Raw genomic sequence first — 26975 nt, 5'->3', positions numbered from 1 at the left:
ATGCGAAAATAATTATAGGATAAGAGGAGGCGGAAAGAAGGATGAGACATCATATTTATATTGTAGAAGATGACCCGAATATTCAAGATATTGTAACCGCGTATTTAAAAAAGGAAGGCTATGATGTTTCGGTTGCGGACAGTGCTGAACAAGCTTGGGAGCAAACGAGAAAGGCATCACCGGACATGTGGATCTTAGACATTATGTTGCCCGGGATGGACGGATATGAATTATGCAAAAAAATTAGACAAGATAGTGAAGTGCCAATTATTATTATCTCGGCTAAAGATGATGAAGTAGACAAAATTCTTGGATTAGAGTTAGGTAGTGATGACTATTTAACGAAGCCGTTCAGTCCGCGTGAGTTGGTAGCCCGGGTAAAACGTTTGTTTAAGCGTGTCGATGTTTCCGGTACCCAGACGCACCCCGCTTCTTCTGGTGAGTTAAGCCTTGGAGAACTAAAATTAAACACAGAAGAACGGACGGTATTTTGGCAAGGAATAGAAGTGGAAGTGACAGCAAAAGAATATGACATGCTGCAAATATTTGTTCGTAATCATAATCGTGCGTTTGCAAGGGATGAACTTCTGTCACTAGTCTGGGGGGAAGACTATTTTGGTAGTGACCGTGCCGTTGATGATCTAATTAAACGGTTAAGAAAGAAATTAGATGGTCTTCCAATCGAAACGGTTTGGGGTTATGGATACAGGCTTCGCTACAATGAAGAGGACGGCAAATGAAACTACAATATCAACTAACCGCAGCCTTTACCTCCTTACTAGTCATTATCATGTCACTTGCTGGAATAACCATCTATTCGCTTATCTTAAATTTATTGATTCAAGATGAGCAACGTCAATTACAAGACAATGGTGAATTGTTAGTGAACATCTTGCGCCAAGATTACAATGTTGCTAATATTCAGCGACTCTCCCAGTTGCTAGAAGAGCAGGACATGCAGATGTTTGCATATGATCAATTTACCAATCAATTATTATTAACGACCTTACCAATCTCGACAGTTCAAGAGTGGGTTGAAACGTATGATTTAAATAGTGACAAGCAACCATTATGGAAAGCGGGCAATGAACAATATGTTGTGTCGCGTATAGCGCTGTATCCCGATTCCCCCGGAACACAGCTCGTATTTGCGACCCCTTTGGACGACCTTCAAGCAGTTCAAAAGACATTCATTGTTCGGTTATTACTTGTCTTAGTAATCGGGATGATCGTTGCTATTCTGTTAAGTCATTTTTTAACAAAGCGTTTAGTCACCCCGTTAACACGGTTAAGGCACCAGTTAAAGAAAATTGAAAAGCGACAATTCGATGACCTCAACGAAATTGAAGCATCAGGCGAAATAAAAGAGGTGGAACATAGTGTGTTAGAAATGGCTCAGGAGCTTGAGCGTTATATTCAAACGCAACGCCACTTTTTTCAAAATGCTAGTCATGAATTGAAAACACCACTCATGACAATTCAAGGCTATGCAGAGGGAATAAGGGACGGAATTTTTGTTGAAGAGGAGTCAGACCGTGGACTCGATGTTATTGTTGAGGAGATTAAGCGGTTAAAGAAAATTATTAATGAAATGATTTTACTGGCGAAGCTAGATAGTGAAGAAGATATTTATGAAGAGGAATTAATAAAAATAGATAATTTACTCAAACTAACAGTAGAACGTGCCTTACCTTTGGCAAATGAGAAGGATAAATCAATACATGTAAAGAATCTTGCCCCGACTAGTTTAACCGTTTATGCGGATAAGGGTAAGCTTCTCCAAGCGATGATGAATGTCGTGACAAATGCAGTTAGACATGCTTTTTCTACTGTCGTTATCTCAGCCGTCCAAGGTGAAGGCGCACAGGTGACGATTACAGTAGAAGACGATGGAGAAGGGATAGCAGAAGACATCATCCCTCATTTGTTTCAGCGCTTTGTCAAAGGGGAAGGTGGCGAAACAGGCTTGGGTTTAGCTATCTCAAGAGCCATTATTGACCGTTCAGGAGGAGAAATTTCGGTTGGTAAATCGACTCTTGGCGGAGCAAAATTTACTATAATATTTTAAAAGTATGGAAAAGTGAATTTCTTGTGCTATAATAGATAAGTTGTAGTCAAGCGAACTCGTAAACAGAGGAGAGAAATTAATGCAATTAAGAGAAGACATTCGCAATATTGCGATTATTGCCCACGTTGACCATGGTAAAACAACACTTGTTGACCAACTACTTAAGTATTCTGGAACTTTCCGTGAAAACGAACAAGTAGACGAACGTGCAATGGACTCAAACGATTTAGAAAAAGAACGTGGAATTACTATCCTAGCTAAAAATACCGCTATTAACTATAAAGATAAGCATATAAATATTTTAGATACACCAGGGCACGCGGATTTTGGTGGAGAAGTAGAACGAATCATGAAAATGGTTGATGGTGTTCTGCTTGTAGTAGATGCCTATGAAGGTTGTATGCCACAAACTCGCTTTGTATTGAAAAAGGCATTAGAGCAAAAGCTTAATCCGGTTGTTGTTTTAAATAAAATTGACCGACCAAGTGCAAGGCCGAACGAAGTAATTGATGAAGTTTTAGATTTATTCATTGAATTAGGTGCAGATGACAGCCAATTAGAATTTCCGGTTGTTTATGCTTCAGCATTGAATGGAACTTCTGGTAGAGAACCGGAGGCCCAAGAAGAATCAATGGAAGCAGTATTCGAGACTATTATTGAACATGTCCCGGCACCAGTAGATAATACAGAGGAGCCGTTACAGTTCCAAGTAACATTACTTGATTATAATGATTACCTTGGCCGTATTGGGATTGGCCGTGTATTCCGCGGTGCGATTAAAGTAGGTCAACAGGTATCGCTAATGAAGAAAGATGGTTCTGTTAAGAACTTCCGTGTTACTAAATTGTTTGGTTTTATTGGATTGAAACGGATTGAAATCCAAGAAGCAAAAGCGGGAGATATTATTGCTGTTGCAGGGATGGAAGACATCAACGTAGGCGAAACAGTATGTCCGACAGACCATCAAGAAGCATTGCCAATTTTAAGAATTGATGAGCCAACACTTCAAATGACATTTGTCGTAAACAATAGTCCTTTTGCAGGGAAGGAAGGGAAGTACATTACTTCTCGTAAAATTGAAGAACGTTTATTAGCACAGTTGGAAACAGATGTGAGCTTACGTGTAGATCCAACTGATTCACCAGATGCATGGGTAGTCTCTGGACGAGGAGAGCTTCACTTATCTATCCTTGTCGAGAACATGCGTCGTGAAGGCTATGAAATTCAATTGTCTAAACCTCAAGTAATTATTAAAGAAATTGATGGGGTAAAATGTGAACCAGTAGAACGTGTTCAGGTTGATGTGCCGGAAGAACATACAGGTGCTGTTATGGAATCATTAGGTGCCCGTAAAGGCGAAATGCTTGATATGGTCAACCATGGAACTGGACAAGTCCGTTTGGAATTCAAAGTACCTTCTCGAGGTTTAATTGGTTATACTACCGAGTTCATGACCCAAACGAGAGGCTTTGGAATAATCAATCATACTTTCGATAAGTATGAACCAGTTGTCCCAGGCCAAGTTGGTGGAAGACAGCGTGGTGTACTAGTTGCTTTAGAAAATGGTAGAGCATCCACTTATGGAATTATGGGCCTTGAAGATCGTGGAACGATTTTTGTTGAACCAGGTACAGAAGTTTATGCTGGTATGATTGTTGGAGAGCATAACCGTGAAAATGACTTAACCGTTAATATAACAAAAGAAAAACACTTAACTAACGTTCGTTCAGCAACGAAAGACCAAACTGCAACAATTAGAAAAACAAGAAAAATGTCATTAGAAGAAGCAATTGAATATTTAAATGATGACGAGTATTGTGAAGTTACACCGGAAACAATTCGGTTACGTAAGAAAATCTTAAACAAAAACGAACGAGAAAAAGCATCGAAAAAAAAGACGGTTTAATGTTACGGTAACTACTGATTTTTCTTTAGATAGGATGATATGATGGGTGGTGCCAAAATAAGGGCATCACCCTCATTTTTTGTTGAAAGATAAGATAGTATAAAAAAGCCAAGAGCTGTCTAGATTCGGGCGGGAATCGAGGTTGAATTCGGACAGAAAAGAGCAAATTCCCGGTTCTCCAGCCATTACGAGGCTAGACTTTAGCTTTTCGGGGGTGACCAGGTGCTTTAGCTTTCCTTATTGTCTAGCTCCAACGCCTAGTCCCTCGGGGTCACAAGACAAACCCTTCTGTGGCAAAGAGCGCCACGTCAGGGTTTGTCTTATGCCTGTCGGGACAGACCAGGCGCTTTCGCTTTTTTTGTTGTATAGTTATAGGTAATAACGCCGCGAACAAGAGAAATAACAGTTTGGATGAGGGGGGATTATTATTCGTTTTTGGAGAAGAATATCATTTGTCTTTCAAGTTCGAAAATCAATTCCGTTTATCAAGGATTTTTTTATATCAAAAGAAGTTGCCACAAAGTCTAAGTTGATTTCCTCTCTGCTAATTATTGGCTATCTTGTCTTTCCGTTTGATGTTATTCCGGATTTTCTAGTTGCCATTGGTATCGTCGATGATCTTGCTTTCTTAAGCTTCATATTACAGCACATCGTCAAGATTGCTCCTCACTCCTTAAAAGAAAAGCATGGGTTACTTGCTGAACATTCAAAAAAGGTCAAGTAATGGCATTACCTGACCTTTTCTGCTTAAGCTTTTCGGGACTGACCAGGCGCTTACGCTTTTCTGTGTCTAGCTCCAGCGCCTAGTCCCTCGGGGTCATAAGACAAACCCTTCTGTGGCAAAGAGCGCCACGTCAGAGTTTGTCTTATGCCTGTCGGGACTGACCAGGCGCTTAAGCTTTTCTGTGTCTAGCTACAGCGCCTACCCCCTCGAGGTCTTAAGCAGAAAATCTTTGTGGCAAAGAGCACCACATAGATTTTCTGCTTAAGCTTTTCGGGACTGACCAGGCGCTTTCGCTTTTCTTATCGATTTAGTCGTTCTATTTGGCGTTTGCGGTAACCGCCAGCGATGTCCGCTTGTTTAAATTCTTTGTTATAGCGGACTTCTTGAGCATCTGAAAGCTCTGCACCTTCTCTTTTCGTTGGTTGGTATTGTGTTTTTCTAGCCATGAATGAACATCCTTTCTATCAAAGCTTGAGTGTATTTCTAGTTTACCCATAACATGAAAATATAAAACATCAGTGGCCACTTGATATTTTTGAAAAACTAGTTATAATAAATAATTACAATTAGAAAAATGAACGTTGATGAGAAAGAGAGTAGTTACTTTGGAAAGCAAAGCGAGTTAGGGTGTTGGTGGAAGCCTAATCTTGATAAAGTAATGAACCGGACTTTCGGAAGCGCTATTCTGAACGAATAAGTAGGGATAGCCGGTTGTGCACCGTTAACGGCACAATGAGCTGGTTCTTAGGAGAACAAGTAGAGTGGCACCGCGGGATTAAAATCTCGTCTCTTAATTTTATTAAGAGACGAGATTTTTTTAATGTAAAAAAATGGATTGGAGGATAAGTAATGGATTATAAGGCGAAGCTTGCAGACGTTTTAACACCTGTGTTTGATCATCAGTTAGGTCAAGATGTTATTTACGCAAGAATTGAAAAACCAAAGCAATTGAGTCATGGTGATTTAGCATTTCCTTGTTTTGATTTGGCAAAACTACAACGGATGGCACCACAGCAAATTGCCCAGCAAGCGGCAGAAGTGATTCGTGACCCGTTATTTGCAAAAGTTGAGGCGGTTGGTCCGTATATTAATGTATTTCTAGATAAACAACAGGTCGCAAACAAGCTTATTGAAGAAGTGCTAACAGAACAAGAATATTTCGGAGAGAGTAACATTGGACGTGGGGGTACGGTAACGATTGATATGTCTTCACCGAACATTGCCAAGCCTTTCTCGATGGGGCATTTACGTTCAACTGTAATTGGAAACGCCATTTCACTCCTATTAGAAAAAACAGGGTACAAGCCAGTCAAAATAAACCATTTAGGGGATTGGGGTACACAATTCGGTAAACTAATTGTTGCGTATCAAAAGTGGGGAAATGAACAGAAAGTCAGACAAGATACAATTAAAGAACTACTTAACCTTTATATCATGTTCCATCAAAAAGCAGAACTGAGCTCATCTCTAGAGGATGAAGCTCGACTTTGGTTTAAAAAATTAGAAGATGGAGACAAAGAGGCACAATCTTTGTGGCAATGGTTTCGAGAAGAGTCGTTAAAGGAATTTAACCGTATTTATAATCTCTTAGGAATTAGCTTTGATTCCAATCATGGGGAAGCTTTCTACAATGATAAAATGGACACAGTGGTTGATACGCTTCAAGAGAATAACCTATTGACTATGTCTGATGGCGCTCATGTAGTTGATTTAAGTGACAATGGTATGCCACCGTGTTTAATACGTAAATCAGACGGGGCAACGCTTTACGCTACAAGGGATTTGGCGGCAGCTTTTTACCGTAAGCAGACGTATGATTTTGCACAGTCGTTATATGTTGTTGGAAATGAACAGAGCCTCCATTTCGAGCAGCTTATTCAAGTGTTAAAAAAGCTTGGCTTTGATTGGGCAGACAGTATGCACCATATTTCGTTTGGAATGATTTTAAAAGATGGTAAGAAAATGTCAACAAGAAAAGGCAAAGTTGTTTTATTAGAAGAGGTTATTCAAGAAGCGATTGATTTAGCCAAGTTGAATATCGAACAGAAGAATCCTACATTGGCGGACAAAGAAGCAGTTGCCCACATGGTAGGTGTTGGCGCAGTGATTTTTCATGATTTAAAAAATCATCGCAACAACGATGTCGAGTTCTCTTTAGAAGATATGCTCCGTGTAGAAGGAGAAACAGCACCCTATGTCCAATATACCTTTGCGAGAGCGTGTTCCTTATTAGAAAAAGGGGAATTTGACACAAAAGTGGTAGCGAGTATTGATTTTCAAGCAGAGGAGGCTTGGCCGGTTGTGACAGAGATGATGCAATTTAAAGATGTGGTCTCGCGTGCAGCTAACCAGTATGACCCATCAATCGTTGCGAAATATAGTGTAGACTTGGCTCAGGCGTTTAACAAATATTATGCAACGGTTAAGATTTTGGAAAATGATGAACAAAAACCAAGTCGGCTGGCATTTGTCAAAGCAGTTTCAATTATCTTGAAGGAGAGTCTACGATTGCTTGGAATTAAGGCGCCAAAAGCGATGTAGGAATTTGCATCAGATGGCCACCTGTTTCAATTAGTGGCCATCTTTCAATAAGCCAATAATATGGTTGTCCTTGATAATTGGAATGATTTTAAAAGATGGTAAGAAAATGTCAACAAGAAAAGGTAAGGTTGTTTTGTGAAGAGGTTATTCAAGAAGCGATTGATATATAGCCAAGGTGAATAGATGGGAAAATATGTCCCCGGTGAGACCATTGATTATGGATTTATTCGTGTAGGGTAGGGGCAGACCCTTGAAACTGCTTAGATTCCAGAGTTGTGGTTCAAAAACTAACCAGTAACAATGTCAACGCCGAGAAGCATTTCTACTAAAAAAGCAGAAAGGGAAACACACTCAATCTGCTTCACAAAGAAATGCTATCCAAATTCTTGTTACCAATGTAACACAAGAACAGTTAGAACCTATAAGAGCTTTACCATTGCATTCGTTAAGGTGGCAAGTGGAACTTCTATATAAAACTTGGAATTCTTTATTTGAGATTGATAACGTTCGAATGATGAAGCAGGAACGTTTTGAGTGTCACTTGTATGGGACTCTAAATCGCATTCTTCTATCTTCTAAGGCGGCATTTCAATGTCGCTATGTCCTTTATCAAAAACATGCCATAAAGGCCTAAATTAGAATTTATGGTGTAGTATTTGTGTTTTCTTTTGAGTTCGCGTTTCCATCTTCATCATCTGAATCCACTGGTTGATTAGGTTGAGGTGGGTTAATTACAATCCCCCAAGGTTTTGGATCTTGTTCCTCTGTATAACTGTTGTAGCTCTGATTGGAAAATAGATTTACCCCCAAGAATAATAGGGTTGTAAATATTATGGATAAGACATATTTTCTCATGATTACCTCCGTTTTAATGTTTAATTATTTTCGAATAATTTTCGTTGGATAACTGAAAATGGATTGAAGCCTTTTTGTACTTTCTATTATGAATATAATAATCACCGAGTATCTTATAGAAATAAGCAGTTTCAAACTTTAATCCCCTGCTTTCGAGGAATGGTATTACTTCTAACAAAATAAGATTTTCAAAAGTACTGTTATACCCTTTGATTAAATGCTCAAATACTTTGAGTTTAAGGAAGCAGAGTGATGGTTTATTATCTACGTCCCCTAACCCTATTTCCAACCATTTTAGTGCTTTACTATTAAGTTTAAGTCTATAATACTCTTCAACTAAACTAACTATTGCTACAGATGTATCCTCGCGCATCTCTTTTTTTAATAAATAACTATCAAGGAAGTATTCTATTGCTAAATTTGAATCTTCTTTAACGGAAAATAAATGTCCTATGTTTTGTTTAGATAAAGAAATTATACTTTTATCATCCAACGTTTCTGCAATAGATAGCGCCTTTTGATAATGGATAAGCGCCACATCATATTCTTCAATCCTCCTAAAACCAAGACCCATTAACACATGACATTCGGCACACCGTTTTAAATTATATGAGTCTTGGTAATAAAATAATGCTTTTTTACTATATTCAATAATTTGGTAGATTTTTTGAAGTTTTCTTGCTGTTAACGAAATTAAATAAAATAGGTCACTTTTTTCTTGGTCATGAAAGAGGAGATCTGACTTATCTATGAATGATTCGGCCTTTTTATAGTTATCAAAAGCTTTTTCGAAAGCCCCTTTATAGAATTGGAAATTACCACAAAACTTATATAAATAATAATTTTCTGTAGAATTAAATAGATCGCTTATTTTGAGTAGATAATCATACTGTTGTTTAGCTAATAGTGATTCATCTATCAATATGTAGAAATGCAGTTTGTGGATGTCTAAGAGTTTTTCTATATCTAATCCTTGTATGTTGAAATCATTAATTTTATTGAAGAGTTTGCTCGAAAGTTCTCTTTCTCCCTCTAATATAGATTTAAACCATTTCTGGCATAAATGGTGAATTACCTCATTATGATCAGAAGTTATATATATTCCAAGCTTTTCGAATAATAACCGCAAGATATCTTCTTTTGGTATAACTTGTCCGTTCTCAATTCTTGATAATTGAGGTACTGAAATTATCCCCTTTGCTAATGCCTCGAGAGTTAAGTTAGCTTTCTTTCGATAATATCTGATATCATCACTAATATTTACCATAAATTACCTCCCTGCCTTCATATTGAATATACTATATTATTCCTATTGAATCAATTTCATAATTGCTCATTTAAGAATTACAAAAAACAGCAAAATTCCGATAATGTTTTTTTGCAGGATGAGAAAGACGCAATGATTAAGAATTATGAAATTCACTCATTATTTAAAAAATAAATTTTTCTCATTTTTAAACTTAAAAACAATGTTAAAAGGAGATTCCTCCCCTGATTTTTCACATGACGTAAACTTTAAAGAGATTTCGACATTTTTTTTAATGGGTGTTAATATCGACTTTTTTCAGCAGTGCTTTTCAATATCAAAATAATATTTTAAGATTAAACCAACAAAATGCTTATCAACATCAATGAAATAAGTAAATAAAGCTAAAATAGGAGGGGAGATACTTTTCTTAAGATCAAATAACTGTTTCTAATAATTTCGAAAAATTTTAGGAGGATTAATATGTTGAGAAAATTAAAAGTTTTGATTTGTTCTATTACTCTTTTACTTAGTATTTCCACCCAATCAGTAATGGCAGAATCATCAGACTCTCAAAATATTGCTGATTTAAAACAAAACGCACCCGTCATTAACGTTGTAAATAATAGTAAATATAAAATAAACTTTGAAAAGATAAAACAAAAAAAGCCGCATATTAAGAGTGGAAAAAATAAAATTGAAAAAGCATCTAATATATTGTTAATTAATGATTCTGAGACTTATAATGTTAATAAATTGGTTGATAATTATAACTTAGTAGGAAAATTAGATACGTCAGATAGTAAAAAAATTAAATTAAAATGGTATGGTAAGAACTTAAATAATTCTCTTGTTACAGGAAAATCAACAATTGAAGTTGACATAGAAGGGTATGAGAATCCTGAAGAAAGAGATGAGGAACAAATAAAGCAAGAAGTAATTGTTCAAGCGCTTGAACGTGCGTATGCAAGTGTGATTAATAATAAGGAAAAAGCCGAAAGTTTATATTCAATCTCAGCTGTTGGTGAATATGATTGGAAAAATGTTAAGACTGACCAAGGTGAGCACCTATATGCACCATATGGCATCACTCGATTAAACTATAGTGTTGAAAGGGCAGTTGTAGAGAATGATGATTATGACCACTTCACATCTGTTGGTTTACAAGCTCAAATAAATCCTGGTGCTGACTTGTGTAATTATGACAGTAATTATGAGTGTGAATATCAAGTTGAAAATGCTAATATATATGCTTTTGAGAATGGAGCAGATGATCCAGACTACAAAATGATTGACCATAAACCTGTAAACACAGGTAATTCTGGTAGTCAAGGATTCAGCATTGGTTTCGGTTATGGAAAAGATGGTCTGAGTACTTCCGCTTCATACTCTTGGCAACAGGATTGGACAAACTTAGATGTTCAAGATGTAAGTAATTGGGGCGGTCAATGGGGTTGGATAATTGATAATCCTCTCCAATCACAGACTGTCACGTTTGATGTTGGTGCCGTATTTATCTCCCCTTCATCAGTGGATAGTTTTGTAGACGACGTAGAACTTCTGAGCTGGTTCGATTCTTGGAACACAGGAACAAGAAGAGGATATGTAGATGAGAATGTCTATGTTAATTTCTAAAATTTTTAAATACAATAATAACAGGTCAATCTTCGGCATCTGTTATTTTTGTTAAAATTGGGGGTGCCTGCATTTGAAAATTTCCTTATATATGCTTGTCATATTGGTATTAAGTTACATAACATATCATGTTGTGAACTTCCTATCCTTTAAAGGCATAGGTGATATGGAAGAACCTAATATAATGTTACTCTCGTTAATATCATCTATATTGTTGGTAAATCTTTATCACAAAACAAAGATTTAAGCAGTCTAAGAACATTGGAAAAAGGAGTGGATTTAACAATCTGCTCTTTTTTAAATATAAAAAATGCAAGAGCTGTCTAGCTCTGGGCGCCCTGCGCTTTTCTTATATCTGAATTTTGGTGTAGGAATAAGATTAAGTAATATGAGGGGTGAAAATATACTTCTATATTCATAAGTGTTCTCTCACTTTCATTAATACCCCTGGCAAGTCTCTATATATTCTTCTTCCTGAAAACCTCTGGGGAGGGACATGGGGACAGGAACCATAGCCGTCAAGCTAAGCACAGAATTTAAGTAACGAGGAATTGTTTGTTATCCTTCAGGTGAATTCACTAAGAAAGGATGATTTTCATTCTTCCGATAAGTATGTGTCTTGATTATAATCCATTGCTGCCCTCCTTTTAAAAAACTAATACTAGTTGTACAATCGGATTAATAAACTGTTAAAAGTAACATGATAGGATAACTTGGTAAAAGATTATTAGATAAAGGAGTATTTGATGAGCTCTACAAAAGAAAAACTTTTAGCTGTTTTTGGCTACTTAATCCCAATTTTCTTTCCCGTTCCGTTGTTAACGATTGTTGCGATCCAGGTTTATTACATGTTGTTTCGTGGGGAGTCTATTTTTCTTGATAAGCACCAGAGGGAAAATGTTAATTTTCAAATCAGTTGTCAACTTTATGTACTAGTGGCCTTTGTCCTTTATTTCATTCTGTTTAAAGTTGCCCCATTATTGCCAGATATTGCTGTTGCCTTTAATATTTTGTTTGGAATTGCAACGTTTGGCTTTATTGTATTTTTTTCTTTGTTTTGGCTAGTAACGATGATTGTTGCCATTATCCGTGCTGCTCTAGGAAAGCCATTTCGATTTCCTTTAACAATTCGGTTTGTGAAGTAAGTCGTCGATGACTTTGCAAAAATTTCCGTTATTATTTTTCGACGTTTGTAGATGATAAACCGGTCATTCACCGACAGATTTTTTAGGGTCTGTCGGTGAATGACCTGAACATTAACACTTAATAAGAACTCAGATCTGTCGATAATACGCTCGACCGGCTGCGACAATATCCAATAAAGTTTACCTAAAGTAGTCTTAACTGTTCGAGAAGTTGGTTAAATTGGTGAAAAAGTTTCGGGTGGTTTTTAACCCCGGTGGTCAAACTTTGATACATACTGGTATAGTACCACTGCTGGCTAGCCTTGTCTTTGGTAAAGTATCCCCACACTTTGTTACCTAACTCTTTTTCACTGTTAAGAATCGATGTAAGATTATCCACTTTGTCTGCGCAAACAACAATCTTGGCCTCGAGTGGTGCTGTTTTCATTGTTTCAATTGTATGCTGCTTCCTATCTTCCCAGCTTAACGATTTATCTGGTTCTGACGCATAAAACACAAGCTCTGCTACCTCATCGCCAAATAACGATTTAATTTCCTCAATCGTGCCACTAGTATCTTCAACAACATCATGGAGAATACCTGCGATAACAAGCTCTTCTTTATACCCGTCTTGCATTAATAACATTCCTACCCGATATGGATGAGAGATATATGGGGTACCGTCAACCTTTCTACGTTGACCTTCATGCTTTTTGGCTGCATATTCAATCGCGTTCATTAAGTTCATCCAATCACCTCATCCATATTATATCGTCGGATAACCACCGCTGCACGGATATTGTTCACCACGTAGCAAGTCTAAGTTTGAAAAAATCCAGCTTGATCTCATCAAGCTGGGTGATGTAGGTTAAATCAAATATGGCTTTCTTAAGCTTGCCTTAGGCTGACCAAGGCGCGACTCGCGCTTTTCTTAACAGATAAGAAGGTAAAAAACCTAAGAGCTGTCTAGCTCCGGGCGCCTACCCCCTCGAGGTCTTAAGCAGAAAATCTATGTGTCAAAGAGAGACACATAGATTTTCTGCTTAAGCTTGTCGGGGGTGACCAAGGCGCCCTTCGCTTTTCTTATTGTGGGTCTGTTGTTCTTGGTTTAGTGGGGTTGCAGTTTGGTGGTGGTGAGTTAGTAGATTGTGCTAGTTTTATTAAGTAATAACACTCTTCACGTGCCATATGATCAGCCATTAAACTGGAAAATGTCCCTAGAACTGTTTCGGAAATTTCCATTTCTTCGATTTCGTGAAGGAATGTTCGAAACAAATTCATCTCGACCTCCACATCCTTATTGAACCGTTGCAGTGCAGGGAAAGTCTTGATGTTAGAGCGTAAATAACCCGTTAATTCAATCGCCTTTAAATAAAATGCGTCAAAATGTTCTGCGAATTGATGACTTCTTTCTTTCAACCTTTTTTCTACACCGTCTAATTGATCATTGATCGCCCCAGCATGGCCTGAGGCATCAACAAGCCAAACGAGATGATGATGTAATTCGTGGAAAACCGGTGGAAGCTCACCTTGCTTTAAGTAACTTAGGACGAGTTCATACTCCTCAAGTTCATTAACCATGTGGTTGATAAAGGTAGGAGAAAGGAAGATCCCTATCTGTCCTTGCAGATGACGCTTAATAATTGATAATTTGAAAACTTTCATTCTATCTGTTGCTGCTTCTGCTTCTTTCGTAAAGGCAATCGCGTTGGAATTACTAATGTACGTTGCTTTCTCATATAGCGTATCAAAAGTTTCGATAAATTGCTTAGCTATTTTAATGTCATCAACTTCTTTTGAATATAAAGAATCTCTTATAAACCTGGAATGGTCACCTAAAACCTGTAACCAAAATTGGTGCTCAAATGAAGCTCCTTGGATAAAATCACTCAACAAAACCATCCCCCTTGTTTTTTCATTGTGTAATCATAGTTGTATTTGGCTATAAGTTAACATTAGTGAAGTGTATTCGCCTTTGGTTCAAAATAGTATAGGTTATTCTGATAGCTACTGTCGAAAGGGTCGTTAGGTTCATAGTAATATTTTGTCGTTTCGTGTAAGATGAATGAGAATAAAAGATTGCTAGAATACTAGCTATTTAGAAGGGGTAGTATCAATGGTTAATACACTAAAAGTAGTGATGATACTTATCACACTTAGTATCCTTACATCATGTGGTTTTGCGAACTTTGCAAAAGGTTCTAACGGTGCCATAATAAATTTTTCCGATAATCAAGCAGTTGGTGACACACAATCAACTGTAAGAAAGGTTTCGTTACAACCGAAGCTTGTTACACAATTTAAAAGAACAAAGCCTAAAACAACAGCAATTACCGTCTCTGCTATAGGAGATGTACTTATCCATGACTCACTATATAAAGATGCTCAAACCAAGTCCGGCTATGACTTTACACCAATGTTTGAACGAGTCAAACCATTTTTGTCAGAAGCAACGATTACCATTGCTAATCAAGAGACAATGATTGGTGGGGCAGACCTCGGTTTATCAGGCTATCCCCGATTTAATAGCCCATATGAAGTTGGGGATGCCCTAAAGGTAGTGTTACATTTCTTTTATAATCTAAAAATCAAGAAATTACTATAACTACTGTCTTGACAAACCTTTAACCATCAGTAAACATCAAATTCTGATGTCACTTGGAATTGTTCAAGATACCACAAGACTAGCTTTTAATTTCTGATTGGGTATATATTAAAATGTACGAGTTTTTGGTATGATATGGGTTGTCATACATAAATAATAAGAGAATCCCTAATTAAAAGGAGAATGAAAGAATGGAATGGAAAAATATTTACCGGGGTTTATTGATGGGGGCAAGTGACGTGGTCCCTGGTGTGAGTGGTGGGACAATTGCGGTTGTGCTAGGGATTTATGATCGACTAATACAAGCGATAAATGGATTCTTTAGTAAAGAATGGAAACAGCAATTAGGCTTTTTAATCCCACTCGGAATCGGGATAGTGACTGCTGTTTTTGTTCTAGCTGATTTAATTGAGTGGTTATTTGAGCATTATCCAGGACCAACCCAATTTGCCTTTTTAGGATTAATTGTTGGTGTGCTACCATATCTTTTCCATAAATCTGATGCAAAACAAACATTTAAAATACAACATATTTTCCTATTACTAATTGGGATTATAATTGTTGCATCGATGCTGTTTTTTCGCTCTGCTGAAACAGAGCCTGTACAAACGATAACGACATCCACGTACCTTTGGTTGTTTTTCTCAGGTTTTATAGCAAGTAGTGCAATGATTTTACCAGGTATCAGCGGTTCTTTTATGTTGTTAGTAATTGGTTCTTATACAACTATTCTCAATGCGGTGTCAGAGTTCAAATTAGACATTATTGTTGTTGTTGTTGTTGGGATTGGGCTTGGTATAATCTTCATGAGTAAAATCATCCATTACTTTTTTGAAAAGTATACAACGGGAACGTTCGCCGTTGTCATAGGATTAGTGATGGGGTCAGTTGTTGTCATTTTTCCAGGTTGGCCAGCATCTAGCGGTGAAATGATCATAAGCGTTGTTACGTTTGCAGTGGGATTATTAGTAGCGTTTTTACTTGGACGTGTCGAATACAAGAATTAAGTCGAAATACTTGCTTGTGTCGACAACGAATGATAAATTCTTGTGAGATAATAAATAATAAAACCAAGAGCTGTCGCGACTTGCGTGTTTCTTAATAATAAAGGAGTCGGATAAAATGGAAGCTATTAAATCTAGGGAAAAGTTTAGTGAAGTTATCAATTCTGATAAGCCTGTCATTGTTAAATTTTTTGCCGATTGGTGTCCTGATTGTAAGCGGATGGACATGTTTATTGGAGATGTTTTAGAACAATTCAGCCAGTATGACTGGTATGAAGTGAATAGTGATGAAGTGGAAGGGCTTGCGCAAGAACATGAAGTAATGGGGATTCCGAGCATATTAATTTTTCAAAATGGTGAAAAGCTTGCACATCAGCATAGTGCATACACAAAAACACCAGAAGAAGTGACTGAGTTTTTACAACAGCAATTAGGGTAAGCTTAAGGCAAACGGGAGGGTGCAGGATAGACATCTGCAAAATTTTATATTTCTTATCTGTTTAAAAACTCCCGAGATTATGGGGGTTTTTTACGTTAATCTTTATCAATCAGCAAATAAATTATCATGATAAAATTGTTCGTCCTCACCACCTGTAAAAACATTCCTGCTATCCAGAAGAGTAAGCTAATTGACAGTCAAATCATCCTTCAACTATAATACGTGTAATTCAGGGAGACGGGAGAGAGGGTGAAGATATGGGGAATAGAGAATTTTATGAAGAAAAGAAACAGGACCCCTCGTTAAAGTTATTTGTTGTGTTATCAAAGGCTTACCGATCTGTTGCAGATCAAGTAGCAGCTGATATCCGTGGTAAGGGGCTGAATACAACAGAGTTTGGTGTGCTAGAACTATTGTATCATCGGGGGGATCAGCCACTGCAAAAGATTGGTGACCGGATATTACTTGCTAGCGGTAGTATTACCTATGTAGTCGATAAATTGGAGAAAAAAGGGTATGTGAAGCGGGTGCCGTGTGCAGAGGATAGGCGGATTACTTATGCATCCATAACGGAAAAAGGGGAACAATTACTAAACGATATTTTCCCGAGTCATTGGGAGCAAATAGAGGCAATAACGGCTGGGTTAGAACCAGATGAAAAACTAGAGGCAATTGCTTTGTTGAAAAAACTAGGAATGAATGCAGATAATTATAGATAGTTAACTGTAACTAATAACTGATATTGGAGTGTCTCTCTATATAATCATCGTAAAACGCTTATCATAGGATAAGCGTTTTTTTTTCAAAGAAAAGAAAGTGAAAAAAAATCCAAGAGTTGTCTAGCGGCGATATATCCTTATTTGTAAGTTAAATGTTGATGAAATTCATTGTTCGTCTTTAGGTTAAAAATACTATTATTTTCATCATAAGAAGCAAAAAATAAAATAAACATTGTAAATATAGGTTTAAATAATTAATGGATTGGGAAAAAAGTATTAGAAAACAACTCTAGGAGGGTACACCAGTGAAAGTCCAAGATGTAGTCGTTTATGTAAGTGATGACTGTAAGGAATGTGAAAAGGTACTTTCTTGGTTAAAGGAACAAGACGTTCCCTATATAGAGAAAAATACCACTCAGAATAGGTCGTATATGAGAGAACTGCAGTGTAAGAATGTATATGGAACCCCTGCTATTTATGTGGATAATCAAAGGATTTTAGGTTTTCAAAGGAATAGATTAATGGATGCCCTCGGCTTAACGGGTGTCGGAAATTATTATTAAGACCAAGCCATCATGGCTGGGTCTTTTTGTTGTCTTATCATGAACGTTTTAACCAATTTGGGACTATTGCATATGTTAAGTATTAAAGAGATTAGTTACATGAAAGAGGTGTTTCCATGAACCAACAATACTATTCGCCATACATCCAGCATCAAAGAAAGGACGGATTTCCTCATTACGGACAGCCACAATATTATCATCCTAGTCAACAGCAAGTAACATATCCTACAGGTGCTAATTCGCCACATGGATCTGCCCAACAACCGAATCTAAACTACTCAGAAACTGGATATCCATTTCCGTCGTACGCACAACAGCACACAGACCATCAACCATACGCTAAAAATCAAGCCAATCAACAAACTAGCTACACTCAACAGCCAATTCAACAACAGCCACCAAGAACTCCATTTGGACAATTTGCCAGACCGAAACAACCAATAAATTATGGGTTCCAACAACCAGTTGCACAGTCGATGCCACCATTTCAAGGGGGCCTACCATATCCTGGTCCAATGGGCAAAAAGAGACCAGGATTAATGTCAATATTTAAAGATGAAAATGGTAAATTGGATATGGATAAAATGTTTAATACGGTTGGGCAAGTTACGAACACGTACCATCAAGTATACCCACTGTTAAAAGGGCTTGGATCTTTCGTCAAAGGTTTTAAATAAATAAAGTAAGTGAGGTCCTTGTCGTCAAACTTCGGCAAGGATTTTTTGTTGTCTATGAAATTATAAAATCTTGCTTGGTGTGTGGCTAACATGTAATGTTAGTCACGTCCATTCTGTTATCTCAAGAACTTTTCGTAACATAGGGAACAATATATAATACATAATGGTGGCAGTAATACAGATAGGGGGCATGACCATGATTGGCTGTTTATGTATTCATGGTTTTACTGGGGGAGCGTATGAAGTAGAACCTTTGGCAGCTTACTTAAAAGAGAAAACGAATTGGAAGGTAGCTGTTCCAACGTTACCTGGTCATGGGATGGAATTATCGTTAGATACAGTGACCTTTGAAGATTGGGTCGAAGCAGCCGAAACAGAGTTATCTAATCTGTTGATTCAATGTGATGAAATTTTTTTAATTGGGTTTTCTATGGGTGGAATGATTTCAGCATACCTTGCTGCTAAATACCAAGTAGCAAAATTAGTCTTATTATCTCCCTCACGGAAATACATTAACATGAAACAACTTAGTTTAGATTTCAGCCAATTTGTTAAAGAGGGGATAACTGGTGAATTAAAAGACAATGAATTATTTCAGAGGTACGTAAGAAAACAAGGATCGGTTCCGCTCAAAGCAACATTAGAATTCCTGAAATGTATGAAATTTACAAAGCCATACTTAAAAGAAATATCGTGTCCAGTTTTTGTGGCACAAGGTATTCAAGATGGAATGGTACCGTATCAATCTGCGTACTACATTGATAAAGAAATACCTGCTAATACGGAAGTCGTGTTTTTCCATGATTCCAAGCATCACATTTGTCTTGGGGAAGATAAAGATGTTTTAAATCAGGCAGTTTATCAATTCTTAAGCAGATAAGAATACTCAAGCAGACTTTAGCTTAGAAGATAAGAAAGCATAAAAAAACCAAGAGCTTTTGTTCTGAAAATAGGGATTTGCATCAGCAATCTGCATATCAAACGAGTCAGGCATAAAGATGGTCCAGCCCGATACGGATTGGGCCATCAAATGGGTTGGTTAGTCATTCAGTATTTTGTGAAAAAGTATTCCTAGCCCTGAAAGTGGTATTAATGACAAATAAAAACAATCCAAACACGACTATGGTCCCACCTAGCCATTGGGACCAAGTGACTTGTTCACCTAACATAAAATAGGCAAGAATAGAAGCTCCTACTGGTTCAAAAATAATACTCATTGAAATAACAGAGGTACTAACCCAACGTATTGCCCAATTGAATAGCGTGTGACCGAAAAAAGTAGGGATGATCGCTAGAGCGAAAAAAACGAGCCAGTTGTCTAAGGGAAACCCGAAAAATGGTTTAGCGAGTATAACGTTATAGATGACAAGCGTAACGGAACTAATGCCGTACACTATAAATGTATAGGTCATTAAGGATAGCCTTTTTCTTACATTTTGACCCATCAGAAAATAAACTGTGACCATAATCGCACCTATAATGGCAAGAAAATCGCCAAACAATGCTTGTCCACTGATTTTGAAGTCAACCCAACTAATGATTATACTTCCTAAAATGGCGATAATCATACTTAGTAGAGAGATGGCGGAAAAGCGTTCTTTAAAGAAAAGATAGGTGCCGAGGAAGGTGAAAATCGGTTGTAGCGTTACAAGAACAACTGAACTGGCGACAGATGTATAATTTAATGACTCAAACCAAAAAATAAAATGAAAGGCTAGAAAGATACCTGCTAATACCGATAACAGCCAATCTTGTTTGGAAACCAGCTTAAACTCATGTCGGTGTTTAATAAACACATAAGGAGCCATTATTAGTACAGCCAATAACAGTCGATAATTAGCAATAATAGAGGCAGGAGTCGCATCAGCAAGCTTTACTAAAACGGCAGCAGTTGAAACCGAAAGGACGCCTATGATAATGGCGATATACGGGTTAATTGGAGGGTGATTCATGATGTTCCTCCTTGTTGTCAGTTTGGTTTTTTACTCATTGTAGCACTCATTTGTTTGAAAATCATTTATCATCGATGTAGAATTAATACCAAGAGTGTGGTAATATGTAATAATCCATTGAGTGCTCGCGGCGAAGGCCTCTTCCAAGGTGTGGAGGAAGGCTTTTTTTACTATGTTAAGTCTTTATTGAAGTAAAACGAAAGCTTTCGTCACACCGGTGACAAGCGAAGTTTTTTCTAATTTAGGTTAGGAAGATTTTAAAAATTACAAACGGTCGTTTTCAATGATGAGTAATTGATGATGCTTGCGTATTTTTGCGCTAAATAATTTTGTTTTGAAAAAGGAGTAGGAAATAACAGTGACAACTTTTAACGAATTAGGTATTTCCAAGCCAATAATGAAGGCTTTAGAACAAATGGGATTTGAAGAAGCAACGCCAATTCAGGCTCAAACCATTCCTCTAGGCCTACAAGGAAAAGATGTAATCGGACAAGCACAGACTGGTACTGGTAAAACAGCTGCGTTCGGTATTCCGATGATCGAAAAAATAAATCAAGATGTGAAGAAAATTCAAGGATTAATTGTGGCACCAACAAGAGAACTTGCTATTCAGGTGTCTGAAGAAATCCACCGTCTCGGCAAATTTAAGGGTGTTCGAACATTACCAGTTTATGGTGGACAACATATGGACCGCCAAATTAGAGCATTGAAAGATGGTCCACATATTGTCGTTGCAACCCCTGGTCGATTATTAGACCATATTCGCCGGAAAACTATTAACACTAGTAATGTTCATACGGCTGTATTAGACGAGGCTGATGAAATGCTTAACATGGGATTCATCGATGATATTCGTGATATTTTAAAGGTGATTCCAGAACAAAAGCAAACATTACTTTTCTCTGCAACGATGCCGAAAGAAATTCGCGAAATTGCAGCAACGTTGATGAAAAATCCAGAAGAAGTTAAAGTGAAATCAAAAGAAATGACCGTTTCAAATATTGATCAATTTTTTGTGGAAGTTCATGAGAAGCAAAAATTTGATACGCTCACTAACCTATTAGATATTCATGGTCCTGAGCTTGCGATTATTTTTGGAAGAACGAAAAAGCGTGTTGATGAAGTAACAGAAGGTCTTCATGCGCGTGGGTTCCGTGCAGAAGGGATTCATGGTGACTTAACTCAAGGAAAACGTATGTCTGTGCTTAACAAATTTAAAAATGGTCGAATTGAAATCCTAGTAGCTACCGATGTTGCTGCTCGTGGACTTGATATCTCCGGTGTTACACACGTCTATAACTTTGACGTACCACAAGACCCGGAAAGCTATGTTCACCGTATTGGTCGTACAGGAAGAGCTGGTAAGGCCGGCGAAGCAATATCATTCATTACACCAAGGGAGATGCCACACCTTCACTTGATTGAGAAAGTGACAAAGAGTAAAGTGAAAAGAATGGACGCTCCATCGTTTGATGAAGCACGCCGAGGTCAACAACAAGTTACCGTTGAAAAGTTAACGTCAACGATAAATGGTAAAGACCTTGGAGATTACCGGGAAACAGCTGCAGAATTGTTAGAAGAGTATGATTCTGTAACGGTTGTAGCGGCAGCATTAAAGATGATGACGAAAGAGCGTCGTAATGCACCTGTAACCCTTTCGTCTGTACAACCAGTTAGTGTGAAAAAACCATCGAACAATAAAGGGAAAAAGTTTAGAAATGATAATAATCGCAACTTTTCCCGCGGAGGAAAAACTGGTGGTGGACGTAACCGAAAATTCCAAAACAAACGTCCGTCAAACAATACAAGCCGTAAACAAGGATAATAATAATAAAGTGCTGTCTTTTTGATAGCACTTTTTGTTTTGAAGAAAAAAGAAAAAAAGCTCCAAGAAATTTTGGAGCTTTTTTAAATCGTTCAATGGAATTTTTAAAACATGACATGGAGTACGATATTTAATAAAAACTTTAACAAATTCACAAATGTCCGCTTAGCTTTAATCATCGATTGACTTATGCTAGGTCAAGTAAGAACAAGCCAACTATACTGATGATAGGGATACTTGAAATCGTCCCGATACCAATCAGAGGCAAAACCTTTATCGATGCTCGGTGGCTATCGGTAACATTTTCTCCTTTTGTCAAATCGCTCGTTGTGACAACAATATTTACGATGCCGAATACAAGTACCGCGAGGACAACGAGTACCCCTACGATTCTAGTTGAACTTGATATGGTGTATGCTTCGATTTGAGCTAAACCGATGACCAATAGGACGATTGGAACAGCTTCAACAATCGCTAGGTTAATAAAATAACGCGTATTTACTTTCTGCAAGATGTCTTGACTCCAATGTCCTAAGTCAATATGCTCCTGAATTGAACGAATTAGTTTTTTGTATGCAGACAAAATTCCGAAAACAGCAATAATGGAAGCGAGGATAAACAACCATGCTGGATGCACACGAATCACTCCGATCTTACAGGAATCTTCCGAACACTCCTAGAACTACTAAGACTACTATGATAGTCCAAAGAATCGGTCTTCCATATTGTTTAATTGGGAGCCTCTTTTTATTCCATCTGTTTGGGTTGAATTGGAAATTGTTGTCTTCTGTGTGTCTTATCGGGTTGCGATAGGGCGAAAAAGGTTTAACATTACGTAAGAAAATTGGTCCAAGTGCCACGCCTCCAATAAAACCGAAGATGTGTGCATAAATATTAATACCAGGACGTAAAAACGTCATAATAAGCCCAACAACTAAGATGATTTTTACAATCTGTGCGCTAGCGGGATCAATCAGGTGCTTTTCAAAGAAAATCATGAAAAGGTATAAGCCGAGTAACCCATAAATCGCACCCGAAGCGCCTAAACTAAAGTAATACGCGCTAGGGTCCATCAGGAAGGTAAATAGGTTTCCAATCGTTCCTGCGAGTAAATAAACGGATAGAAACTTAACTTTACCAAGCATTTGCTCAAGTGCTGGACCAAAGATAACTAAAGAAAAAGAATTGAATAATACATGTGTCACACCGTTTGGATCGTGTAGAAAGATGGGTGTCACTAATCGCCAATAATCCCCTTGTTGAACGAGTAGATTAACTCCTGCCCCCCATTGATAGATCCAATTACCGATTGGTGGAAACTGGAGTCCAATTACACCAATAATTCCATTAATCATTGGTGTAAGAAACATGAGAAGCCAAATTCCGATTTGGATAGCGACCAATGTCGTAATCACAGGGTAAAAATGGATGAACTGTTTAAAGCTTTCTCTTCTAATGAACATGAAGAAACTCCTTTATTCGTATTTTCTGCTAACCGCTACTTCTACTATATATAATACTTTACAAAATATTGTATTCACAGTCATAACCATCTAAATGTTATCCAGCTTGAAAAAAGTCAACAACTTGTTATGATTTAACTAGGGCATTATCCGGGATATTTAATTCATAACGATAAGGGATGGAATGAAATGATAAAAGGAATTGGAATTGACATAGTACAAATCACCCGTATCGCAGAGGCAGTTAACAAAAATCCTCGTTTTGCCAAAAGAATCCTCACAACTAATGAACTTGACATATGGAATCAACTAACATCAAACAAACGAAAAATGGAGTTCGTGGCAGGGAGGTTTGCTGCAAAGGAGGCCTATTCAAAAGCAATTGGAACAGGTATTGGCAAAGTTGGCTTTCTTGATATTGAAATTTTACCTAACAAACAGGGTGCACCGACACTCGTTGCTAATCAAATAGACGGGGAGCGAGTATTCGTTTCCATTTCTCATAGTGAGGCATATGTAGTCGCTCAAGTAGTGGTTGAATCGGTATGATAGACCATAGGTGTGGATAAAAAATTTAAAGCTTGTCAGGCTAGTCTGCATATTTCGCTAGTTTGTCTCATATATTCTAGTGCGGGTAGGAGGGAACATTGTGCACATTGTCACCGCAAACGAAATGTACGAAATGGATCGATTTGCAATGGAAGAAGGAGGTCTAGATGGCAGAATCCTAATGGAGAATGCCGGAAGAGCTATTACCGAGAAGATTATCCCGTTGTTAGCTAATGAATCACAGGTACTCATTTTAGTAGGTGCTGGAAACAATGGTGGAGATGGCTTCGTTATCGGGCGCACATTAAGGAACCAGGGCTATGGTGTAAACTTATTACAATTAGTCTCTGATGAAAAAGTTCGCGGAGATGCGCGCTACCATAAACAAGTCTTTCAGAATTATGGGGGGCTGGTTCATGTCGATGCCAAAGGTGAGAAGATTGAATGCTTCTTGGAGCAGGCAGATGTTGTCATCGACGCCATATTTGGAATTGGGATTAAAGACAAACTAAGGCCACCGTTTGACCGAATCATTCCAATGATTAACAACAAAAGCGCTAAAGTGATTTCGGTGGATATCCCAAGTGGCGTTCCTGCCGATGAAGGTCTTACTTTTCAAACTGGTGTTGAAGCAGACTACACATTTATTGTAGAGCAGCCAAAAATGAGCGCTTTTCTTCAACATACAGCGGACTTCTATGGGAAATGGGAACCTGTATCGATTGGCTTGCCACCAATTGGCCATGGAAAACATACCATTCGGCGTACATGGCAACAAGCGGATGTCCAAAAGACGCTACCTAGTAGGGATAGGTTTTCCCATAAAGGGAATCATGGACGAGGCTTAGTTATTGGTGGGAGTTATGAGATGATTGGCTCGGTAGCAATGTCTGCCAAAGCAGCGCTACGCTCAGGTGCAGGTCTTTTAACCGTTGCAACAGCAAAAGAGGTAATTCCATCTGTTTCTTCACACTGTGCCGAAGCAACTTATCTGTCATTGCCGAGTAAAGATGGGAGAATTGCTGGTCCTGTATCGATTGATTTCTCCATGTATGATGGCATAGCGATTGGAATGGGAATGGGACGAGATAGTAATGCAAAAGCATTTACTAGACAGGTCATCCAAATGTCTAATCAGCAGCTCCTTATCGATGCTGATGGGATACATCACATCCACGATGATTTAACGGTATTGGAACAGCGCGAGCATCCAACCGTGTTAACCCCACATCTTGGGGAAATGTCATTGTTAACGGGTCTTCCCGTCGCTCAAATTTTACTAAATCCTTTTGCCGTGACAAAGGAATTTGCAACTAGGTATCATATTTGGTATTAAAGGGTCCGTTTACAATCATTACTGATCCGTCAGGGAATCAGTGGGTAAACATGACAGGCAATCCGGGTTTGGCTAAAGGTGGTAGTGGAGACGTGTTATCGGGTATTATTTTAGCGTTGATGATCCAATCAGGAAATTTGAGTGAAGCAATTGCAAATGGGTGCTACCTTCATGGGAAATCCGCTGATCAATTAGTTGAGCTGAAACATTCCGATAAGGACTTATTGGCTACAGATGTAATCGATGGCTTAGCTTCGGTATTTCGTACATTTCTATAAAATTTGCAGGTGTGTGCGTTCCCTTTGTTCTCCTGAAATGAGGCAAAGGAGTTGTGACCATGAGAAAATATTTCAGCTTTGGGATCATGGCAGTGTTGTTGATCCTAGTATTAGCTGCCTGTGGGGAAAAATCAAAAGAGGATGTTGTTGCACAGCTAGAAAAGACAGTAGAAGAAATGGATGGCTACAAAGCACAGGCGAAGATGAGTCTCCAAACTGGAGAAGAAAGCCAGACGTATAATATTGATGTTTCACACAAAAAGAAGGATTACTACCGCGTCTTATTGAAGAACGAACAAGACAAAGAAGGTAGTCAAATTATCCTTAGAAATGACAAAGGTGTCTATGTGTTAACACCTGCGTTAAATAAGAGCTTTAAGTTCCAAAGTGATTGGCCAAATAGCAGCAGTCAGCCATACTTATATCAATCATTAATTGACGATGTTCTAAAAGATGCGGATGCAACGTTTGAATCAACAGATAATTATTATGTATTTGAAACAAAAACAAACTATCAAAATAACAACAATTTACCATTCCAAGAAATTTATTTTGATAAAAAGACATTTACACCAGTATTGGTTAAGGTGCTAGATAAGGATAAAAATCCTCTTATTGAGGTCGAGTTTACCAACTTTGAGTTAGACCCTCAGTTTGCTGATGATACGTTTGAGATAGAGAAGAACATGACTAGTAGCCTTTTCGGTGTTCCGACGATGGGTGGACAAGAAGAAAGTGCTATTAAAGATTTAGCTGTATTACAGCCAACAGTTACTGCTGGTGCAGAACTCATTGAAACGAAGGAAGTTGATGTGGAAAACGGAAAACGAGTGATTTCATCTTACCAGGGTGAAAAGAACTTTACACTTGTCCAAGAAAGTTTAGAAGTGTATCCAACAACTGCATCAAAGCCTAAGTCTGTAATTGGTGAACCAGTTAGCCTAGGGTTTACTATGGGAGCTATGACTGATAATTCACTAGAGTGGTCTTATGAAGGTGTCAACTACTATTTAGCAAGTGAAGAACTAACTAAACAAGAAATGATTGACGTGGCAAGTTCTGTCGGCGGGCAATCAACAAAATAATCTACTTATATCATATCAAGCAGGCTTCCTTTTTAGGGTCTGCTTTTATTTTTTGTCTATTTTGGGAAAGGTGCAGAAGTCAATTTGGACAAAAAGCCTTAGCACGTTGAACTGAGTCCGAATGCAGGCTCAATTCGTACAGGAAAAGCCCTAACTCGTTGAACTGAGTCCGAATACAGGCTCAATTCGGACAAGCAAAGCGTGAACTCGTTGAACTGAGTCCGAATACAGGCTCAATTCGGACAAGCAAAGCGTTAGCACGTTGAACTGAGTCCGAATGCAGGCTCAATTCGGACAGGAAAAGCCCTAACTCGTTGAACTGAGTCCGAATACAGGCTCAATTCGGACAAGCAAAGCGTGAACTCGTTGAACTGAGTCCGA

General features: G+C 38.0%; 26 protein-coding genes, 2 pseudogenes and 1 other annotated feature. Of the genes and pseudogenes, 20 read left to right on the top strand and 8 right to left on the bottom strand.

What is annotated here, in order from left to right; all coding sequences use genetic code 11:
* The first annotated feature begins 41 nt into the window (after nt 1-41).
* From NC799_RS08985 to NC799_RS08970, 4 genes are all read left to right on the top strand, one after another.
* On the top strand, nt 42-740 hold the full coding sequence (locus tag NC799_RS08985; protein WP_272446117.1) for a response regulator transcription factor: 699 nt from the start codon (nt 42-44) through the stop codon (nt 738-740).
* Nucleotides 737-2068 (top strand): sensor histidine kinase, encoded by a 1332-nt coding sequence (locus NC799_RS08980; protein ID WP_272446116.1) that lies wholly within the window; start codon nt 737-739, stop codon nt 2066-2068. Before NC799_RS08985 ends, NC799_RS08980 begins: the two co-directional genes overlap by 4 nt.
* Before the next feature lie 79 nt (nt 2069-2147).
* The gene (gene typA, locus NC799_RS08975) at nt 2148-3974 is read left to right on the top strand and encodes a translational GTPase TypA (RefSeq protein WP_272446115.1); all 1827 of its coding nucleotides are present in this window, start codon (nt 2148-2150) and stop codon (nt 3972-3974) included.
* Between the two features lie 529 nt (nt 3975-4503).
* Nucleotides 4504-4698, top strand: a complete 195-nt coding sequence (locus NC799_RS08970) for a YkvA family protein (RefSeq protein WP_334313857.1) — start codon at nt 4504-4506, stop codon at nt 4696-4698.
* A 299-nt stretch (nt 4699-4997) separates the two neighbouring features.
* Here the strand turns inward: NC799_RS08970 and NC799_RS08965 are convergent, their stop codons facing one another.
* Nucleotides 4998-5144 (bottom strand): YfhE family protein, encoded by a 147-nt coding sequence (locus NC799_RS08965; RefSeq protein WP_272446114.1) that lies wholly within the window; start codon nt 5142-5144, stop codon nt 4998-5000.
* Nucleotides 5145-5273: 129 nt separating this feature from the next.
* Nucleotides 5274-5492 (top strand) — a binding site (T-box leader).
* A 55-nt stretch (nt 5493-5547) separates the two neighbouring features.
* On the opposite strand from NC799_RS08965, the gene argS reads away from it, so the two are divergent.
* Nucleotides 5548-7239 (top strand): arginine--tRNA ligase, encoded by a 1692-nt coding sequence (gene argS / locus NC799_RS08960; RefSeq protein WP_272446113.1) that lies wholly within the window; start codon nt 5548-5550, stop codon nt 7237-7239.
* Between the two features lie 334 nt (nt 7240-7573).
* Nucleotides 7574-7873: pseudogene (locus NC799_RS18425) on the top strand (transposase); the annotation flags it as partial.
* An 8-nt stretch (nt 7874-7881) separates the two neighbouring features.
* On the opposite strand, the gene NC799_RS08950 reads toward NC799_RS18425, so the two are convergent.
* Together NC799_RS08950 and NC799_RS08945 are read right to left on the bottom strand one after the other, a co-directional pair.
* Nucleotides 7882-8094: a hypothetical protein gene (locus NC799_RS08950; protein ID WP_272446112.1), complete on the bottom strand. Its 213-nt coding sequence runs from the start codon at nt 8092-8094 to the stop codon at nt 7882-7884.
* A gap of 13 nt (nt 8095-8107) precedes the next feature.
* On the bottom strand, nt 8108-9361 hold the full coding sequence (locus tag NC799_RS08945; RefSeq protein WP_272446111.1) for a helix-turn-helix domain-containing protein: 1254 nt from the start codon (nt 9359-9361) through the stop codon (nt 8108-8110).
* Nucleotides 9362-9823: 462 nt separating this feature from the next.
* On the opposite strand from NC799_RS08945, the gene NC799_RS08940 reads away from it, so the two are divergent.
* Both NC799_RS08940 and NC799_RS08935 read left to right on the top strand, forming a co-directional pair.
* Nucleotides 9824-10975, top strand: coding sequence for a hypothetical protein (locus NC799_RS08940; protein WP_272446110.1), 1152 nt, complete (start codon nt 9824-9826; stop codon nt 10973-10975).
* 746 nt (nt 10976-11721) lie between these two features.
* Nucleotides 11722-12120: a DUF4870 domain-containing protein gene (locus tag NC799_RS08935; RefSeq protein WP_272446109.1), complete on the top strand. Its 399-nt coding sequence runs from the start codon at nt 11722-11724 to the stop codon at nt 12118-12120.
* Between the two features lie 184 nt (nt 12121-12304).
* Here NC799_RS08935 and NC799_RS08930 read toward each other — a convergent pair whose 3' ends face one another.
* Nucleotides 12305-12847: an HD domain-containing protein gene (locus tag NC799_RS08930; protein ID WP_272446108.1), complete on the bottom strand. Its 543-nt coding sequence runs from the start codon at nt 12845-12847 to the stop codon at nt 12305-12307.
* Between the two features lie 335 nt (nt 12848-13182).
* Entirely contained in the window at nt 13183-13992 is an 810-nt protein-coding gene (locus tag NC799_RS08925) for a DUF2935 domain-containing protein (protein WP_272446107.1), read from the bottom strand.
* 442 nt (nt 13993-14434) lie between these two features.
* Here NC799_RS08925 and NC799_RS18420 point away from each other — a divergent pair.
* The 7 genes and pseudogenes from NC799_RS18420 to NC799_RS08890 form a co-directional block, all read left to right on the top strand.
* A pseudogene (locus tag NC799_RS18420) lies at nt 14435-14656 on the top strand (CapA family protein); the annotation flags it as partial.
* Nucleotides 14657-14895: 239 nt separating this feature from the next.
* Nucleotides 14896-15711: a DUF368 domain-containing protein gene (locus tag NC799_RS08915; RefSeq protein WP_272446106.1), complete on the top strand. Its 816-nt coding sequence runs from the start codon at nt 14896-14898 to the stop codon at nt 15709-15711.
* A gap of 115 nt (nt 15712-15826) precedes the next feature.
* Nucleotides 15827-16147 (top strand): thioredoxin family protein, encoded by a 321-nt coding sequence (locus tag NC799_RS08910; RefSeq protein WP_272446105.1) that lies wholly within the window; start codon nt 15827-15829, stop codon nt 16145-16147.
* A gap of 257 nt (nt 16148-16404) precedes the next feature.
* Nucleotides 16405-16866, top strand: a complete 462-nt coding sequence (locus tag NC799_RS08905) for a MarR family winged helix-turn-helix transcriptional regulator (protein ID WP_272446104.1) — start codon at nt 16405-16407, stop codon at nt 16864-16866.
* Nucleotides 16867-17171: 305 nt separating this feature from the next.
* The gene (locus tag NC799_RS08900; protein ID WP_272446103.1) at nt 17172-17429 is read left to right on the top strand and encodes a glutaredoxin family protein; all 258 of its coding nucleotides are present in this window, start codon (nt 17172-17174) and stop codon (nt 17427-17429) included.
* A gap of 116 nt (nt 17430-17545) precedes the next feature.
* Nucleotides 17546-18106 carry a YppG family protein gene (locus tag NC799_RS08895; RefSeq protein WP_272446102.1) on the top strand — a complete coding sequence of 187 codons (561 nt, stop codon included), beginning with the start codon at nt 17546-17548 and terminating at the stop codon, nt 18104-18106.
* 196 nt (nt 18107-18302) lie between these two features.
* Nucleotides 18303-18986 (top strand): alpha/beta hydrolase, encoded by a 684-nt coding sequence (locus NC799_RS08890; protein ID WP_272446101.1) that lies wholly within the window; start codon nt 18303-18305, stop codon nt 18984-18986.
* A gap of 163 nt (nt 18987-19149) precedes the next feature.
* Here NC799_RS08890 and NC799_RS08885 read toward each other — a convergent pair whose 3' ends face one another.
* The gene (locus tag NC799_RS08885) at nt 19150-20058 is read right to left on the bottom strand and encodes a DMT family transporter (RefSeq protein WP_272446100.1); all 909 of its coding nucleotides are present in this window, start codon (nt 20056-20058) and stop codon (nt 19150-19152) included.
* Nucleotides 20059-20416: 358 nt separating this feature from the next.
* Here NC799_RS08885 and NC799_RS08880 point away from each other — a divergent pair, with 358 nt between their 5' ends.
* Nucleotides 20417-21883 carry a degradosome RNA helicase CshA gene (locus tag NC799_RS08880; RefSeq protein WP_272446099.1) on the top strand — a complete coding sequence of 489 codons (1467 nt, stop codon included), beginning with the start codon at nt 20417-20419 and terminating at the stop codon, nt 21881-21883.
* Nucleotides 21884-22070: 187 nt separating this feature from the next.
* Here the strand turns inward: NC799_RS08880 and NC799_RS08875 are convergent, their stop codons facing one another.
* Nucleotides 22071-22520: a hypothetical protein gene (locus tag NC799_RS08875; RefSeq protein WP_272446098.1), complete on the bottom strand. Its 450-nt coding sequence runs from the start codon at nt 22518-22520 to the stop codon at nt 22071-22073.
* A 16-nt stretch (nt 22521-22536) separates the two neighbouring features.
* A complete protein-coding gene (locus NC799_RS08870; RefSeq protein WP_272446097.1) occupies nt 22537-23346 on the bottom strand; it encodes a rhomboid family intramembrane serine protease in 810 nt (269 codons plus the stop codon).
* 189 nt (nt 23347-23535) lie between these two features.
* On the opposite strand from NC799_RS08870, the gene acpS reads away from it, so the two are divergent.
* The 4 genes from acpS (at nt 23536) to NC799_RS08850 (ending at nt 26594) form a co-directional block, all read left to right on the top strand.
* On the top strand, nt 23536-23895 hold the full coding sequence (gene acpS / locus NC799_RS08865; RefSeq protein ID WP_272446096.1) for a holo-ACP synthase: 360 nt from the start codon (nt 23536-23538) through the stop codon (nt 23893-23895).
* Between the two features lie 100 nt (nt 23896-23995).
* Entirely contained in the window at nt 23996-25231 is a 1236-nt protein-coding gene (locus tag NC799_RS08860; RefSeq protein ID WP_272446095.1) for an NAD(P)H-hydrate epimerase, read from the top strand.
* A 50-nt stretch (nt 25232-25281) separates the two neighbouring features.
* A complete protein-coding gene (locus NC799_RS08855; RefSeq protein WP_272446094.1) occupies nt 25282-25509 on the top strand; it encodes an NAD(P)H-hydrate dehydratase in 228 nt (75 codons plus the stop codon).
* A gap of 59 nt (nt 25510-25568) precedes the next feature.
* Nucleotides 25569-26594 (top strand): LolA family protein, encoded by a 1026-nt coding sequence (locus tag NC799_RS08850; RefSeq protein ID WP_272446093.1) that lies wholly within the window; start codon nt 25569-25571, stop codon nt 26592-26594.
* Nucleotides 26595-26975: the final 381 nt, after the last annotated feature.

Origin of the sequence: Aquibacillus salsiterrae, assembly GCF_028416595.1 — a bacterium.
Lineage (GTDB): Bacteria > Bacillota > Bacilli > Bacillales > Amphibacillaceae > Aquibacillus_A > Aquibacillus_A salsiterrae.
Note: the sequence above shows the minus strand (reverse complement) of the source record. Positions and strands in the feature narration are given on the sequence as shown.

Bases quoted from the DNA above. Each gene is read 5' to 3' on its own strand.
- NC799_RS08985 (WP_272446117.1), top strand. From the start codon at position 42: ATGAGACATCATATTTATATTGTAGAAGATGACCCGAATATTCAAGAT.
- NC799_RS08980 (WP_272446116.1), top strand. From the start codon at position 737: ATGAAACTACAATATCAACTAACCGCAGCCTTTACCTCCTTACTAGTC.
- typA (WP_272446115.1), top strand. From the start codon at position 2,148: ATGCAATTAAGAGAAGACATTCGCAATATTGCGATTATTGCCCACGTT.
- NC799_RS08965 (WP_272446114.1), bottom strand. From the start codon at position 5,144: ATGGCTAGAAAAACACAATACCAACCAACGAAAAGAGAAGGTGCAGAG.
- argS (WP_272446113.1), top strand. From the start codon at position 5,548: ATGGATTATAAGGCGAAGCTTGCAGACGTTTTAACACCTGTGTTTGAT.
- NC799_RS08950 (WP_272446112.1), bottom strand. From the start codon at position 8,094: ATGAGAAAATATGTCTTATCCATAATATTTACAACCCTATTATTCTTG.
- NC799_RS08945 (WP_272446111.1), bottom strand. From the start codon at position 9,361: ATGGTAAATATTAGTGATGATATCAGATATTATCGAAAGAAAGCTAAC.
- NC799_RS08940 (WP_272446110.1), top strand. From the start codon at position 9,824: ATGTTGAGAAAATTAAAAGTTTTGATTTGTTCTATTACTCTTTTACTT.
- NC799_RS08935 (WP_272446109.1), top strand. From the start codon at position 11,722: ATGAGCTCTACAAAAGAAAAACTTTTAGCTGTTTTTGGCTACTTAATC.
- NC799_RS08930 (WP_272446108.1), bottom strand. From the start codon at position 12,847: ATGAACTTAATGAACGCGATTGAATATGCAGCCAAAAAGCATGAAGGT.
- NC799_RS08915 (WP_272446106.1), top strand. From the start codon at position 14,896: ATGGAATGGAAAAATATTTACCGGGGTTTATTGATGGGGGCAAGTGAC.
- NC799_RS08910 (WP_272446105.1), top strand. From the start codon at position 15,827: ATGGAAGCTATTAAATCTAGGGAAAAGTTTAGTGAAGTTATCAATTCT.
- NC799_RS08905 (WP_272446104.1), top strand. From the start codon at position 16,405: ATGGGGAATAGAGAATTTTATGAAGAAAAGAAACAGGACCCCTCGTTA.
- NC799_RS08895 (WP_272446102.1), top strand. From the start codon at position 17,546: ATGAACCAACAATACTATTCGCCATACATCCAGCATCAAAGAAAGGAC.
- NC799_RS08890 (WP_272446101.1), top strand. From the start codon at position 18,303: ATGATTGGCTGTTTATGTATTCATGGTTTTACTGGGGGAGCGTATGAA.
- NC799_RS08885 (WP_272446100.1), bottom strand. From the start codon at position 20,058: ATGAATCACCCTCCAATTAACCCGTATATCGCCATTATCATAGGCGTC.
- NC799_RS08870 (WP_272446097.1), bottom strand. From the start codon at position 23,346: ATGTTCATTAGAAGAGAAAGCTTTAAACAGTTCATCCATTTTTACCCT.
- acpS (WP_272446096.1), top strand. From the start codon at position 23,536: ATGATAAAAGGAATTGGAATTGACATAGTACAAATCACCCGTATCGCA.
- NC799_RS08855 (WP_272446094.1), top strand. From the start codon at position 25,282: ATGACAGGCAATCCGGGTTTGGCTAAAGGTGGTAGTGGAGACGTGTTA.
- NC799_RS08850 (WP_272446093.1), top strand. From the start codon at position 25,569: ATGAGAAAATATTTCAGCTTTGGGATCATGGCAGTGTTGTTGATCCTA.